The organism is Sorangiineae bacterium MSr11954 (genome assembly GCA_037157815.1).
Taxonomy (GTDB): domain Bacteria; phylum Myxococcota_A; class Polyangia; order Polyangiales; family Polyangiaceae; genus Pendulispora; species Pendulispora albinea.
Window position 1 is genome coordinate 401,552 of sequence record CP089984.1, and the last position, 15,152, is coordinate 416,703.

Here is a 15,152-nt window from a genome sequence, read left to right on the forward strand (position 1 = left end):
TCCAAATGGTCGTACGCTTCTTGCTGTTTACGATCGTCGGAAGCACCTTGTTCCCTACACGCGAAACAAGAAGCACGCGTGAACGCCTAAGCAACGAACATGAGGAAACGCACCCATGCCCAACCATCGGTCGCGCCTGATACGACGAACGCGACGAACGCGATGAAGTGGCAATTGGGGAGGTACGTTTACGTTGGGGCGTCATCGTAAAAGGTCCGAAACGGTGTGCTTGCTTCCCAAGACGAACAACTCGACCTCGAGCGGCACGTCCAACATGCACACTGATACAGTCTCGATGCCCGGTCAAGAAAAAAGTCGCTCTCTCAATCCATCAATCGACCCGGTGCCGAGCGCCCTTCAAACCCGCATCTCGCGCGACACGATCCTCGTGACAGGAGCCGCACACCAGGAGCCGCACACCCCGAGCCGCGCGACCCGATGCTACGCCATGGCCCGCACGACCGATCCCGCGCACCACCTTTGGAAAGGAAACGCCCGGACAGCGCATGTGATTTCAACATCTCCGCGCCACAGCTGAAATCAACCGGAACCCCCACCAACCGAGGTGGACCCGCGGGTGTCCCTGGACGATTGCAGTGATACCGTCGTCCTCATGAGGATCAAGCTGCTCCACTACGGCGAAGAATGGCTGCAAGGCGACTTCGAGGAGCCGCCGAGCGATCGCAAACGGGTTCGGAGGTTCCTTTCGGCTTGGCACCATGCCGTCGATGCGCGCCGCGGGCTCCAGCTCGTGGTCCTCGAGGGCGAAGGAGCGGGCATTTGGGACTTGAATGGCAAGTTGCTCCATTACGCAAAGGCGATCGCCGACGCTGCCTTCGTCGACGACGGTCTCCTTTGCCTCGAGAACCGCGTTACGAAGGCCGCGGCCGGGGAGGGCATCCGTCATGCGATCACCGCGCGCTCCCTCGATACGTTCGAGGTTCGGCGCACCGGTGAGGTGCGCGTGCCGCATGGCTGCGTGGAGCGGCTGGTGAACGATGGGCCGAGCGGCCTCGCCCTCGCGACATGGCTCGATCGCGAGCTGGACCAGGAGAAGTGGGGCTACGTTGGATTGGACGCGCGCACCTTGCAACAACTCCCTTGGTCGCTCGCGTGGTCGACGGCGACGCCGAGCCCGCCCGCGTTCGTTCCAGGTGGTACGCAGGTCGTCGCGTGCCATACGCAGAGCACCTACTGGTGGACGGACGATCCCGACGCGGCGTCGCCCGGAGGGCTCCGCAAGGTGGGCGATATCACCGTGCACGATCTGGCTACGAACGCCCTTGCGACCTACGAGGCGCTCATCGACCTTCCGCAGGGCTGGCGACCGAATCGCCCGGACGAGCCGGAGGCATGGATGAGCATCTGGGGACCGGAGTTCGTGGATTCGCAGCGATTTCGCATTTGGTGGCCCGACGAATCGAGCGATGTGCTCTCGTTGCCACTTCCGCCCACCATCGTTCTATCGCGCCCTCTTGGCACGACGCGTAACACGTTGCCGGATCCCTAGGCGTCCGCCGTGCGCCGCGGTACCTTCGATGGACCATGGCGCTTGCTTCGAAGCTGGGCTCGGTGATGGTGGTGGCCGTGTTGTCGTTTGCGATGCCCGCATGCAACAAGGCCACGAGCGATCCGCCGCGCGCTACGAGCGAACCTCTCGACAAGCCGGCGGGCAAAGGAGACAAGTGTACCCGCTCCCGTGTCGCGCTCGAGCCATCGGCGAATGTCGCCCTCACCGGCAGCAAGACCTTCGACAAGATCAAGGCGGCGGGCAAAGCGGTGGTGGGGGTCAAAGTCGACGAGCCGAACCTCGGCTACAAAGACGCCGACGGAAAGCGCTGCGGTTTCGACATCGAGATTGCGCAGCTCATCGCCGCGCGCCTCGGTGTCGATCCGTCGAAGATTGAATACAGGGAAATACCAACCACGAACCGCGAGACGGCCATCAAAGGTCACGAAATCGATTACTACGTGGGTACGTATTCCATTACGGATAAGCGCAAGAACGAGGTCGGCTTTGCCGGGCCCTATTTCATCGCAGGACAGGATCTCCTGGTTCGTAAGGACGAGACGGGCATCACCGGCAAGGATTCGCTCAAAGGAAGGAGGGTCTGCGCCTCCACCGGATCGACACCGCTGCAGCGCGTCCGCGATCAAAAACTCACCGAGGAGGCGAACATCAGCGAGTTCAAAGCCCCCGCCGAGTGCGTGTCCCAGCTGCTCGACAACAAAACGGACGCGGTCACCACCGACGACGCCATCCTCAAGGGCTTTGCCGCACAAATGCCCTCCCGGATGAAGGTGGTGGGCAATCCCTTCAGCCGTGAGAAGTACGGTGTCGGCGTGGATCGCGAAGACGTGACCTTTCGCAATGCCGTCAACGACATCCTCGAGGCGGCCGTCAAAGACGGCACGTGGCAAACGATCTACGACGCGACGCTCGGCCGCTCCGGCTCCACCGCCACCCCGCCCATCATGGACCGATATTAGGCTGCACCGTTCCTCCCTGCACCAATCCCGTATTCCCCCTCATTAAGCCGCGCGCAGCCGTTTGCCTCGCTCGCGGCGGCAGTCGGGGCAGTTGTTGCCGGCCATGGCGCGCGCCCGGACGGGCGTGGACCATACATGATTGAAGGCGCAGCGCCACCAGACGCGCCGGCCCGAGCCAATCGAGACGTCGCTCGGGGTGAGCTTTCCATTGCGCTCGGGATGCCACTGACGCGCGAGGGTGGGGACGCGGTGCGCGAGCGATTTCTCGAAGGGCGGAGGTTTGATGGTGGTGCGCTGCCGCTGCCTCCAGCAATGGGGACAACCCGAGGGCAGGTTCTCGCGACTGCGGTTCGAGATGGCAATTTGCCACTCGTGCTTTGGATCGCGGCTGCAGCGCCACCATACGCGCTCGCGCGATCCCCAGGAGACGTCGCGCGGGGTCATGGGGGCGTTCTTCTCCGTGTGCCACTCGCGCACGAGATGCGGGGCCACGTGCGCGAGCGACTCCTTGGCGCGCGGTCGGCTTTGGATGGCCACGCGCCGGCGGGTGGAGCAAGGAGGACAGCCGCTGTTTCGTCCGGTGCGGTTGCCCACCGTGGCCTTCCACGATCCCTGGCACCCCGAGCACTTCCACCACACCGAGCGCGATGCGGCCGAGGTGATGTCATGGGGCGTGAGCGCACCATTTTTGGTGGGGTGCCACTCCCGCGCGACGTTGGGGGCCAAGGTGGCGAGCGAATTGGTCACGCTCACCTTCTTGTGCTGGCAAAAGGGGCATTGGTTGCCGAGCCGGGTGCGATTGCCCACGCTGGCTTGCCATTCGTGATCGGGGCCTTTGGCACATTTCCACCAAAAACGGCGTTTCGATCCAAATGCCACATCCAATGGAACGACGTGACCGTTCTTTGGACCATCCCACTCGGCCACGAGCTTGGGATATCCCGACAACCACCGCTTCGATGTGCGTATGACTAGGATACGCTCTTTCGATTCGGCGATCTGACGGGGCGAAAGGCGCATGCGTACCGCTCGCCATTCATAGAGATGACGGCGGTACGTGATGCGCGCCAATTCGAATCGTTTGCGAACCTCGTCGCGCGGCCAGTCCAAAACATAGGCTAGCTGCTCGTCCGAAAGCCTCGGTCCGGCGACGGTGGTCCAGCGCTTGGTGCGCACGGTTTCTTTTCGAAGCGGCACTCTCGATGATGATGATGCGGCCATCTCGAGACATTGAGACTAGCAAGAGCACCAACTCGGACGCCAGTCGATCACGCACCTTGGTACGTAAAAAATAAACCGGATATTGTTTGCACATCCAAGGAGTGCAGCTGCGATGTGCATCACCGATACATCGGTGCCGTCCATTCGATTGCGTGTATTCTGCATTGTTCGAGGGCGGTACACAAAGCCGCTCATGGGCGCGGGTTTGGAGCCATCGTGCACCCGCGCGCCGCGGACCGCACCCGCGCACGGGTTAGCGCGTTGCGAAAAAAAGGCATTGAGCTCGATGGTGTGCATCGAGCCCATGTCCATTCGATGATTTGCATTCGCCGTGCCGGGTTAAGGGGCGGGGGCGGTGAGGCGCTCGACCCACTCGGACGCCTCTTGCACCGCTTGGGTCGCGAGCGACTCGTCGACCGGCACGCCATGGGCTTCGAGCGCCGTCAAATCGTGGAGTTTGGCCAGGGTCAGGTGCGCCGAGGGCGGCAGGCGGCCGCGCGGCAAGAGATCGCGGTAGATCGCTGCGACCAGCGCGGTGTGCTCCAGCGCGGCCGGGCTCTCCGCGTCGAGGAGCCCGCGAACGGCGGCCGCGAGCCCTTCGTAGGCCGCGCGAACGGCGTCGCTCGCAAAGCCGGCTTGGAGCACCACGTGCGCGAGCCTGAGCCGGTCGTGCGCGCGTCCTTTTCGTGCGGCGGGCGGCGGAGCACCCGGCGGCGTGCCCGGCGTACCGGGAGGAGGCGGCACGAGCGTGGGGGTCAGCACCGCCGGGGCCGCCGCATGATCGCTCTTGGCCGGCGGCAGCTCCGCCGAGGCCAAGGTGTTCGGCGCGATTTCCATGGTCGCGGCCTGCGCCGGATCCTGAACGTTCTCCAGGATATCGCGCACCTGCTTCAAGAAGAGGCCGAAGGTGGGCGCGTCCAGCTCCTCGATATCGCTCGAGACGTCGAGCGCGGCCGCTTGCACGTTGCGCTTGCCCGCGAGCATCTTTTCGATGCCCAGCTCGATGCCGCTCTCCGCGCACAGATAAATGACGGACACACCGCGCGTCTGCCCCATGCGGTGCGCGCGGGCCGTGCGCTGATCGAGCCGCGCAGGGCTCCACGGCAAATCGAGGTGGATCACATAGGTCGCCACCTGCAGATTGAGCCCCACGCCGCCCGCGTCGGTCGAAAGCAGCACGCGCGCCTCCGACGATTCGCGGAATCGATCGAGCAGCGCGGGGCGCTTCTCCGCCGGGATGCCCCCGTGCAAGATCACGTGCCCGATGCCTTGCGCGTCGAGCCGCTGGGCGGCCAGCTTGAGCATCTCGGTCCACTCGGAGAAGACGAGGACCTTGCTCGTCCCCTGCGCCGCGATCTCCCCGATGAGCGCCTCGAACTCATCCAGCTTCGGCGAGCCTTTTCGCATGGGATCGCAGAGCTCGAGCGCGGAGCACGCCTGGCGCGCCTTGACCAGGCACGCGCCGAGCTTCTTCTGCTCGTCGGCCTTGAGCGGCCGCCGCTCGGCGATGGCCAGCCAGCGCGCGGCCTCGGTGCGGTACTCCTCTTCGAGCTCCAGCTGCTCCGGCAGCATCGCGGTGTAGCGCGCTTGCTGCGTGAGCGCGGGGAGCTGCGTCAGCACGTCTTCTTTGCGCCGCCGCACCACCGCCGGGGCGATGCGACGGCGCAAGGCCGCGAGGTTTTTGTACCCCACCACGCGCCCCTTCGAGTCCTGCTCGTGGAAGTCCAAGTTGAACTTCCACAGAGGGCCGAGCAGGTCGGGGTCGAGGAGCTGCACGAGCGAATAGAGATCGTCGAGCCGGTTCTCCACGGGCGTGCCCGTGAGGACGAACGCGAAGCGCGAAGGGATCGCGCGCAAGGTGGCCGCCGTCTTGGTGCGGAAGTTCTTGGCGCGCTGCGCTTCGTCGTAGATGACGACGTCGGCGTCGAGGGCCTGCAGCCGGGAGAGCTCGCGCCACGTGAGCTCGTAGTTGAGGATTTTGTACGGCGCGTCGGACGCGAGCCGCTCGCGGCGCTCGTCGGGGCCGCCGCCGATGACCACCGCGCGCTGCCCGGTGAAGCGCTCGATCTCGCGCTGCCACTGGTGCTTCAGCGAGGCGACGGTCACGATGAGCACGCGCGAGGCCTCACCCCGCTGGCGCAGCACCTCGCACGCCGCGATGGCCTGCGCCGTCTTGCCCAGGCCCATGTCGTCGGCGAGCATCGCGCGGGTGGCCGACACGAGGTGCAGCGCGCCATCGCATTGGTACGGAAAGAGCGGGAAGCGGAGCACGTCGACCCCGAGCCGCCCTTGCGCGTGCGCCTCGCGCACCTCGGCGCCGCGGGTCTCCTGCCAGATGCGGGTGCGCAGCCGGTCGAGCGCCGGGACGACCGCCCGCACGACCCGCAGCTCGCCCGAGGCCTCCGTTTCGAAGAGCTCGCGGTGGGCGCGCGCGTCCACTTTGGGGATGGGGACTAGCTTGCTTCCGCCCTCCCGCTCGCGCGCCCATCCCAGGGCGGCGAGGCTCTTGTCCGTCATTTTTCCGAGGAGCTGCAAGGACAAGCCGCCCACCGCGTGCACGGTCACCGTCGGGCGCGAGGGGGTGCGTGTGAGCTGGATGAACTCCGTGCGCAAGGCGCGGTTGTTCCAAACGGCGCGCCGCACCGCCTCCAGGTGCTTGCACGTGCCGAGATCGTTGCCGAGAAAGTCCGCGCACGTGCAGGTGTCGTCGGTGGCCGTGCCGGTCACGATGTCCACGTCGTAGCTGGTGCCGCTGGCGCCCGTGACGCGGTACGTCCCCTCGACGGCCTCCCCTAGCTGCGCGATCTCGAACGCCTCCACATGGGCCCGGTGGATGCGGGTCGCCACCTCGAATTGCCGGACTGTGGCCGCGTGCCCGTAGTTGTCGCAAGTCGGTGCTTGGTGGCGGACGGGTTCGAGCTGGATCTTTCGCATGCGCGAAGCCCTTTTTTGCCGTTGATCGCGGCCGCTCGCAAGGAAAGTCGCACGGGGACGTGCGGGACGACCCCGTTCACGCGGGAATGCCGAAGGTCGTGTTCGCGCCCGCGTGCCCTCCGGCGAGTCGGGCCAGCATGGACGCGATGCCCGGCACCATGTGCGCGAGCTTCGGCAGGTTCACCTTTTCGAGGGTGTCCGAAGGCCGATGGTCATGTCGGTAGACGAGCGGCCCCCCGTCGGTCACCATCAGCGCCGGAGCCCCCATTTTCCAGAACGCCCAATGGTCGGACGCGCGAACACCGGGCAAAAACCCCGGCGCCGCGATCTTGCGCGCCCGCAGATCGCACCCGGCTTCGAAGGCGGCGTGTGCGCGATCGAGCCAGAGCCTCGAGGCGAGGTTCGACACGAAGTAGAGGCCACCGAACCGGCGTCCCAGCCATCGCGCATCCTCGGGCCGGGTCTCCGGGTCGAACCCGAGGCTCTCCAGGCTCACCATGCCGGCGATCGCGGCGCCCTCCCGGCGCAATCGGCGCACGTAATCCAGGCTCCCCATCGATCGCCGTCGCGTATGCGGCGGCTCCTCGTTCACGAAGACCACCAGATGGACCGTGCGCTCGAAGCTTTGCCCGGGGGTCAAAATTCGCGCCAGGGCCAGCAGCACCGCCACCCCCGACGCATTGTCGTCCGCGCCCGGCGCCCCGCGCGCCGTATCGATGTGCGCGCCCACCACCACGTGCCGATGCGCCTCCTTCGCGCCGCGCAATGTCACCTCGATGTTGTGGATGCCCTCGTGCTCCCCAACGGGATAATACGTGAGCGCATGGTTCGAGCCCGCGCGCCGCAAGGTCGCGCGCACGTGCTCGAGGGCGCCGCGAAGGCGGGCGCGCCCGTCCTCGGAGCGATCGTTTCGCTCGCCCAAGTCGACCGCGAGCTTGCGCACATCGGCCTCGATCCACGCGGCAATTTCGCGCTCCGGGACCAATCCAGGGCCCACCGGCGCCGGTGTCCCCGTGTGCATGGCCGTCCAAGCAGGCGGATCGCTGGCGGGGAACGATTCGGAGATGGCTTCGTCGATTTCGTCCATGGTCGATGCTTCTCCTTCTTCTTTTGGTCTTCGCCGTTCGCGTGGGTCATGGTGCGAGCTCCACCAGAACGCCCTCGTTTGCGCGAAGGCGGAGCTCGCCCTGCACCACGTCGCCGCGGTGGTCGAGGTAGGTCGATAGAAGAACCACGCCGCTCTTGCCTGCAAGATCCGCGGCCCTCTCCTCGGCGCTGAAATTGAGCGCGACCAAGAGCCGGCTCGCTTGCTCGGTGCGCTCGTAGACGAGCACGTCGTCCGAGCTCGCGAGGAGCCGCTTGGAGCCGACCGCGAGGGCAGGGTCCGAGCTTGCTGGCGATGCGCTTTTTGTCCTGGCCGCCGATGGCCCAGAGCGGCCAACCGTGATGGGGGACACGCTCCAGGTAATCGCCAATGGCCTTGGCCAGGGCGCCGGCCTCCCAGGGCTCGTCCAGAAGCAGATAGTTCAGCGGGGCATGCAGCCGGGGCTCCTCGGGCGTGCCGTAGAATTGCTTCAGCTTGTCGCGCGACGTATCGACCTCGCCCAAAAGGACGCGATCGGAGAGCTCGTCGGCGACGCGGCGCATCTCGGCGAGCCAGCCGAGGGTCTCGGGCTGTCCTTCACTGAAGATGTGTTTCAGCTTTTGGGGCGGGGGAGCGCCCGCGCCGGCCTCGGGGTTCGGGGGCTCGTCGCGCAAGCGCGCGTCCTTGGCCAAGATGGCCGCGGCGTCGATGCGAAATCCGTCCACCCCGCGCCGGAGCCAAAAGCGCATGGCGTCGTGGATGGCCGCGCGAACATCGGGCTGGCGCAGGTTCAAGTCGGGCTGGCAGCTCAAAAAGGTGTGGTAGAAAAACTGCTCGCGCCGCGGCTCCCACTGCCACGCGCCCCCGCCGAACCGGCTTATCCAATTGTTGGGCGGGCTGCCATCGGGCCTCGCGTCCGCCCAGATGTACCAATCGTGCCGCGCGTTCGCGCGCGACGCTCGGCTCTCGACGAACCAAGGGTGCGTATCGGACGTGTGGTTCGGTACGAAGTCGAGGACGAGCCGAATCCTGCGGCGGTGGAGCTCTTCGAGCACCCGGTCGAAGTCGCCGAGCGAGCCGAAGATGGGGTCGACATTCGTGTAATCTGCAACATCGTACCCGAAGTCGACCATCGGCGATGGGTAGATGGGCCCGAGCCAAACGGCGTCGACCCCGAGCCACGTCAGGTGATCGAGCCGCGTCAGCAGGCCCGATAAATCGCCGCGCCCATCGCCGTCGCCGTCCTGAAACGAGAGCGGGTAAATCTGATAGAGCACGGCGCGCCGGTGCCACATCCGCACCTGCTCTCGCAAGCTCCGTTCCCCTGGTTTCGTGCGCTCCACCGCGCGTGCGAGCGCGCGCCGCTCGCGGGCATCTCGGGGCGCGTATCCAACACACCGGGGCAGAATGGCCCGAACCCGTAGGCCGGGCGGAGGCTTGCGCGCCTAGCTGACTGCGCAGTAGCTGTCAATCCAAATGACCGCGCGATCGATGTGCTGCAACGCGCAGGGGGCGCGGGCTCCATGATTTGGAATCCGAGCGCCCGAGGCGAGGGCCTCGTCGCATGTTGTCAGCTGATCCCTTGACCGCGCTGGACGGCAGAAAGTAGCCTGTCGCGCCGCTGTGTCTTGGGCGTTCGTTCGCCGAGGCCCACCGGCGACGCGTCTTACCGTTTTCAAAGACAACGTAGCTGGGAGCAACGAGCCATGGCGGAGAAGCATTCGTGAGCGCGCGACCCTCGTCGGACGCCGAGTCGCGCACGGAATTGACCTGGCGCGGCGTCGTCATTGGCGTCGTCATCACCGTGGTCTTCACGGCCGCCAACGTGTTCTTCGGTCTGAAAGCCGGACTGACGTTCGCCACATCGATCCCGGCCGCGGTGATCTCGATGGCGATCCTCCGGTATTTCAAGACGTCGACCATCCAGGAAAACAACATCGTGCAGACGATCGCCTCGGCGGCCGGCACGCTGTCCTCCATCATCTTCGTGCTGCCGGGCATGGTGATGATCGGGTGGTGGACCGGCTTTCCGTTCGGGCTCTCGTTCGCGGTCTGCGCGCTGGGCGGCATCCTGGGCGTCATGTATTCGATCCCGCTGCGCCGCGCGTTGGTGACCAACTCCGATCTGCCGTACCCCGAGGGCCTGGCGTGCGCCGAGGTGCTGAAGGTCGGCAGTGGGGACAGTGGCACGGGCGACGAGAGCGGTCGCGCGGGGCTCTTGGCGGTGGTATGGGGGGCCATCACCTCCTCGGTGTTCGCGGTGATCACCGCCACCCAAGTGTTCGCCAGCGACGTGGTGAGCTACTTCCGGGTCAGCGCCAAAGGGGTGACGGGCTTCGACTTCAACCTGTCCTTCGCGCTGTTCGCCATCGGGCACCTCTGCGGCATCTCGGTCGGCATCGCCATGCTGGCGGGCGTCGTGATCGGGTGGGGCTGGGGCGTGCCGCACTATTCGGAGCTCTCGGACGCGACGGGCGCCATCGCCGAGCTGGCGCAATCCACCTGGAGCCACAAAGTCCGCTTCGTGGGCGCGGGCGCCATCGGCGTCTCCGCCATCTGGACCCTCGCCAAGCTGGTGAAGCCGGTCATCAGCGGTCTGACCTCGGCCATGGCCGCCTCGCGCGTGCGCAAAGCCGGCAACGCGGCCACCCTGCCGCGCACCGAGCAGGACATCCCCATCGGCATCGTGAGCCTCATCACCTTGGCGTGCTTCGTTCCGGTGGCCTGGCTCTTGGGGTACTTCGGCATCAGCAGCGGCCTCGGTGACCACGTGGCCATCCTGGCCATCGGCGGCGTGACCTACGTGGTGCTCATGGGGTTCTTCGTCTCCACCATCTGCGGCTACATGGCGGGCCTGATCGGCTCGTCGAACAGCCCCCTTTCGGGCGTGGGCATCCTGGTGGTGATCGGCGCGGCGCTGCTCTTGGTCCTGGGGGTCAAGCCGCACGTCGCCCCCGAGGCGGGCAAGGCGCTGGTCGCCTTCGCGCTGTTCACGACCTCCGTCATCTTCACGGTCGCGGCCATCGCCAACAACAACCTGCAGGACCTGAAGACGGGGCAGCTGGTGGACGGCACCCCATGGAAGCAGCAGGTGGCCTTGATCATCGGGGTCGTTGCCGGGGCAGCGGTCATCCCGCCGGTGCTGGACTTGCTCAATCACGCCTACGGCTTCACCGGCGCGCCCGGCGCCGATCCTTCGCGCGCGCTGCCCGCACCGCAGGCGGGTCTCATCTCCGCCCTGGCGCGGGGCGTGATTCAGGGCGACATCGATTGGAGCTTGATCCAAGTCGGTATCTCGATCGGCGTGCCCATCATCGTACTGGACGAAATCCTGGCGCGCACGACCAAGGACATGCGCCTGCCGCCGCTCGCGGTGGGCCTCGGCATCTACCTTCCGACGCAGGCCACCTTGATGGTCGTGGTGGGGACCCTCGTGGGCTGGTACTTCGACAAGCGCGCCGAGCGCACCAAGAACCCCGAGCCGACGAAGCAGCTCGGCGTGCTGCTCGCCTCGGGCTTGATCGTGGGCGAGAGCGTCATCGGCGTGATCATCGCGGCCATCGTGGCGTTCTCGGGCAAGGGCGCGCCGCTCGCGGTGGTGGGCCCTGGCTTTGCCGATGCGGCCATTTGGCTCGGAGGGATCGCGTTCGCGGCCATCGCCTTCGCGCTGTATCGCTGGGTGGGCAAGCTGGCCAACGCGTAGCCGTATCCGCGGAACGAACCGTTCCGGCTCCGGAAGTAGCATTTCCGCGCCTGCGGGCGGAATTCTGCGTCCGGAGCGGTTTACGCGGAGCATTGGTTACATTCGGGCACTGGTTCGGCGCTTGCTGGTTCGCGCCTTACGATGAAACCGTGTAATTACGTTATTGCTGTATCGGTTCTTATCCCTCTTTTTGGCATCGTGGCCGCCGGTTGCAGCAGCAGCAGCGATCCGGCGCCCGCGCCCCCGCGGCCCATCGAGCTTCGCGGAACGTACGATGCCAGCGGCGCGGGGCCGATTGGCTCCATCACGTTCACGCGCGACAAGCACTACGAGCTGATGGCGCCGGGGTGCGCGCACTCTGGCTGCGCCGAGAAGGGGAGCTATGCGCTCGACGAGTGGCAAACGGTGCTCACCCTGAGCAGCTCCGCGGGGGGCGCGCGCACGATGGCGTTCCACGTTTTGCGGGCGACGGAGCCCGAGGGATCGGGCGGCATCGTCAAAGCGAACGACCTTGGCCTGACCGATCTTTCGCAAACCGACGGCGGCTCGCTGGTTCGACCGGGGCAGTCGCTGAACAACGCGCAAGTGCAGAGCGCGACCCTCGACGGGCAGCCCGTCCAGCTCACCACGCGCAATGGGACGTGCCTCCTCGCATCGCACCGAACGGGCATTCCGCTCGGCCCCGATGGGCAGCCCATCACCGGTGGCGAGTGCGGCTACTATCAAAAGAAGCAATGCGATCCGATGCAGCCCGTTCGCTACTACCGCAATGACCTTCTCCGCTTTTTCTCGGACACCGCCAGTTGCGTGGCCTGCGGCGGCACGTTGACCGGCGCGGCCATCGTGGCGGCAGGCGGCACGGTCGGATCCGATGGGCTGCTCACCGTACCCGCCGGCGCGCTGGCGACCACCATGGCCACCGCCGGGTGCATCGGCTGTTGGAAGGCCGCGGAGGACGCGGGCATCCCGCAAGCCATCGACTGCACCCTCGCACCGTGCCAGTACTCGACCGAGGCGCGCCAGCGCGAGTGCCAAATGATCTGCCAGACGGCCTACGCGTACGTTCCGCAAGTGGGTTACGCCTGCCAGTGCACGAACAATCCGCTGGAGGCATGCTGCCGTCTTTCGTGCGGTGAAGGCGCCCACATCACCGATCAGTGCCGATGCGAGCGCAACGCCCCGGCAACCTCCGGCACGCGGTGACGACCGTCGGCAGGCGGTGACGAGCTTTGACACGTGGTGACGACCGTCGGCATGCGGTGACGACCGTTGGCACGGTGACGAGCTTTGACACGTGGTGACGACCGTCGGCATGCGGGGCGACCGCTGGCACGCGGTGACGACCGTTGGCACGGTGACGAACTTTGCAGCGGAGCAATTGCATATCTATGTAGTGGGGCGCACATCCGCCAAGTTCGATACTATCGTACGCTCGATTCACGCTTCCGGTGGCCGCACCAGCGTGCGCCGTCATCGGCGGTGAGCACCCTGCGGGCAGCATCGCGGCCGCGCTGGCCGCGCGATGTGCAAACGAAGGACCGCACGTGGACCACGCGCCCGATGGCACGGCCGCCGCCGCTGCTCCGTCTTCTCTAGCTTCTCTGGCTTCTCTGGCTTCTTTTTTCGCTCTTTTACGCGCATCGACTCGGAAGGTCGCCAACCGGTATTCGTACGCTACCTCGTTGCGCATCGAGCCCGAACATGCGGCCTTGGCCGCCGCCAGCGCGGGCCTGCGCTCCTTTGCACAATCCATGGCCCGCGAGCTTGATCGAAGGGCATTCCCATCGCCCACATCGTGCTGGACGACCGAGCAGGCGAGCCCGATCCCGATGTTCGGGCGTTATCCCGCCCGTCTCCATTGATGACGTGATGGCGGTGCGCGCTCTGCGCTTCTGCTCGTATAATGCGTGCAGCGACGTGCAACTGGTTGCACAGTGGTCACTCCGACTTCACAAGAGCACGCGAGAGTTCGTGCCCTTTCCGGGAGGCGATCATGGATGGAATGACGCGTCGGCAGATTCTTCAGATTCTCGGCGCCGGGGCCGTAGGAATTGGCTGCACCTCGGGCGACGATGCACCTTCGACGGATTCATCGCAGAGCGATGCGGAGCAGAGCGCGCTGGGCCCCCAGCCCACGGGCGCCGAGATGCTCGGCGAGATTGACACCATCGTCGTGGTGATGATGGAAAATCGTACGTTCGACCACTATTTGGGCTCCCTCAAGCGGGACTCCGCCTATGTGAACGCAAATCGGGTTTCGGGCACCACAGGCGACGAGACGAACCCGGCGCCGGATGGGTCGTTGGTTCGGATTTACAAGACCGACGATTTTACCTTGGAGGATCCGCCGCACGGCTTCGACGCGAGCCACTCGCAGTTCAACGACGGCAAGAACGACCGATTCGTCATCGCGCACCAAGGGCCGAATCAAAAAGAGGTGATGGCCTATTACGACCGCAGCCAATTGCCATTTTATTACTGGCTGGCGGACAACTTTGCCGTCTGTGATCACTGGTTTGCGTCCGTCATGGGCCCCACGTGGCCCAACCGCTTTTACCTCCACGCCGGTACGTCGGTTGGAAAGAAGGACAACACGCCCCTCTGGTTCAATGCGCCGCGGACCATCTGGGAGCAGATGCGGGCGGCGGGCCGCTCGTCCGCCAACTACTACGCGGGCCTGGCACCCTTCTGTTGGGGGTTGATGCCGCTGAAGCTCGGCGTCACGCGCTTCACCGACATCGACGACTTCTTCGCCGATGCCAAGGCGGGCACCTTGCCCAACCTCTCGTACATCGATCCGGACTGGCTCGTATCCGACGATCACCCGGCGCACGATATCCGGCTCGGGCAAGCTTTCGTCTCCAGCGTGTACAATGCGCTCGCCGCCAGCCCGCAGTGGGGCCGGTCCCTCTTGGTCATCATCTACGACGAGCACGGTGGATTCTGGGACCATGTGCCGCCGCCCGTGGCGCCCGACGATCACCCGGACTTTCGCCAGTTTGGTTTTCGCATCCCGGCCATGATCGCCGGGCCCACCGTGAAAAAGGGCTACCTGAGCACCGTGCAGTACGACCACACCTCCGTGCTCGCCACCGTGGCCGCGCGCTTCGGTCTCCCGGCCCTGACCACCCGCTCGTCCAAGGCCAATCTGCTGACCGACGTCCTCGACCCCAACAAATACAAGAGACCCGCCGCACCCCCGCGCAACCCGCCCGTGACCCACGTCGACGTTCGCGCGCTCGCCACCATCGGCACCAGCGGCCAGCCGGAGCTCGACGCCATGATCGCCAAAGGCGTCATTCCGCGCGACCGCATCGATCGCCGCCCGCACGACGCGCGCGTTCAGAGCTGGCTCGAGCACGCCGAAGGGCTCCGCGCCATCACCCTCGCGCGCTAGCATCGACGCCGCCTCCGTCCAGAAGCCCGCCCCTCGAAGACGAGGGGCGGCGCGCGCGACGCGAAGAAAATACCGATGACCAGGTTGCCTTTATCGCGCAACACGGTAATGTACGATTGCAACGTTGCCACCATCGGCAAACGAAGAACGAACCTCGGACGGGCGAAAAAGACCGCGCGGGTGAACGGCTCCTTGCGATGTTCACGGTCCGGATGTCCGTGAATGAATGGATCCCCGATGGAAACTGCGCGCAAATGACCGCGGGTCGTCTTGCGTTTTCGGCGAGTTTCGGTGATGGAGTGCACGTCGTACGATGTCGGGCG

11 protein-coding genes are annotated in these 15,152 nt (G+C 65.8%); 7 read left to right on the forward strand and 4 right to left on the reverse strand.

Annotated features, from left to right (window positions below):
* Positions 1-613: 613 nt before the first annotated feature.
* Both LZC94_01590 and LZC94_01595 read left to right on the forward strand, forming a co-directional pair.
* Positions 614-1,510 carry a hypothetical protein gene (locus LZC94_01590; GenBank protein WXB15972.1) on the forward strand — a complete coding sequence of 299 codons (897 nt, stop codon included), beginning with the start codon at positions 614-616 and terminating at the stop codon, positions 1,508-1,510.
* A 35-nt stretch (positions 1,511-1,545) separates the two neighbouring features.
* Positions 1,546-2,490, forward strand: coding sequence for a glutamate ABC transporter substrate-binding protein (locus tag LZC94_01595; protein WXB15973.1), 945 nt, complete (start codon positions 1,546-1,548; stop codon positions 2,488-2,490).
* Positions 2,491-2,532: 42 nt separating this feature from the next.
* On the opposite strand, the gene LZC94_01600 is transcribed toward LZC94_01595, so the two are convergent.
* The 4 genes from LZC94_01600 to LZC94_01615 all read right to left on the reverse strand — a co-directional run bounded on the left by LZC94_01600 (position 2,533) and on the right by LZC94_01615 (position 8,102).
* Positions 2,533-3,438, reverse strand: a complete 906-nt coding sequence (locus LZC94_01600) for a zinc-ribbon domain-containing protein (GenBank protein ID WXB15974.1) — start codon at positions 3,436-3,438, stop codon at positions 2,533-2,535.
* 612 nt (positions 3,439-4,050) lie between these two features.
* On the reverse strand, positions 4,051-6,645 hold the full coding sequence (locus tag LZC94_01605) for a DEAD/DEAH box helicase (protein WXB15975.1): 2,595 nt from the start codon (positions 6,643-6,645) through the stop codon (positions 4,051-4,053).
* Between the two features lie 76 nt (positions 6,646-6,721).
* Entirely contained in the window at positions 6,722-7,732 is a 1,011-nt protein-coding gene (locus LZC94_01610; GenBank protein WXB15976.1) for a M28 family peptidase, read from the reverse strand.
* A gap of 46 nt (positions 7,733-7,778) precedes the next feature.
* On the reverse strand, positions 7,779-8,102 hold the full coding sequence (locus LZC94_01615) for an alpha-glucosidase C-terminal domain-containing protein (GenBank protein WXB15977.1): 324 nt from the start codon (positions 8,100-8,102) through the stop codon (positions 7,779-7,781).
* On the opposite strand from LZC94_01615, the gene LZC94_01620 reads away from it, so the two are divergent.
* From LZC94_01620 to LZC94_01640, 5 genes are all read left to right on the forward strand, one after another.
* Positions 8,089-8,946, forward strand: coding sequence for a hypothetical protein (locus LZC94_01620; GenBank protein ID WXB15978.1), 858 nt, complete (start codon positions 8,089-8,091; stop codon positions 8,944-8,946). The genes LZC94_01615 and LZC94_01620 overlap by 14 nt on opposite strands.
* A gap of 506 nt (positions 8,947-9,452) precedes the next feature.
* Positions 9,453-11,432 carry an oligopeptide transporter, OPT family gene (locus LZC94_01625; GenBank protein WXB15979.1) on the forward strand — a complete coding sequence of 660 codons (1,980 nt, stop codon included), beginning with the start codon at positions 9,453-9,455 and terminating at the stop codon, positions 11,430-11,432.
* Positions 11,433-11,630: 198 nt separating this feature from the next.
* A complete protein-coding gene (locus LZC94_01630; protein WXB15980.1) occupies positions 11,631-12,635 on the forward strand; it encodes a hypothetical protein in 1,005 nt (334 codons plus the stop codon).
* 91 nt (positions 12,636-12,726) lie between these two features.
* On the forward strand, positions 12,727-12,915 hold the full coding sequence (locus LZC94_01635; protein ID WXB15981.1) for a hypothetical protein: 189 nt from the start codon (positions 12,727-12,729) through the stop codon (positions 12,913-12,915).
* A gap of 519 nt (positions 12,916-13,434) precedes the next feature.
* A complete protein-coding gene (locus tag LZC94_01640; GenBank protein WXB15982.1) occupies positions 13,435-14,829 on the forward strand; it encodes an alkaline phosphatase family protein in 1,395 nt (464 codons plus the stop codon).
* The last annotated feature ends 323 nt before the right edge of the window (positions 14,830-15,152 follow it).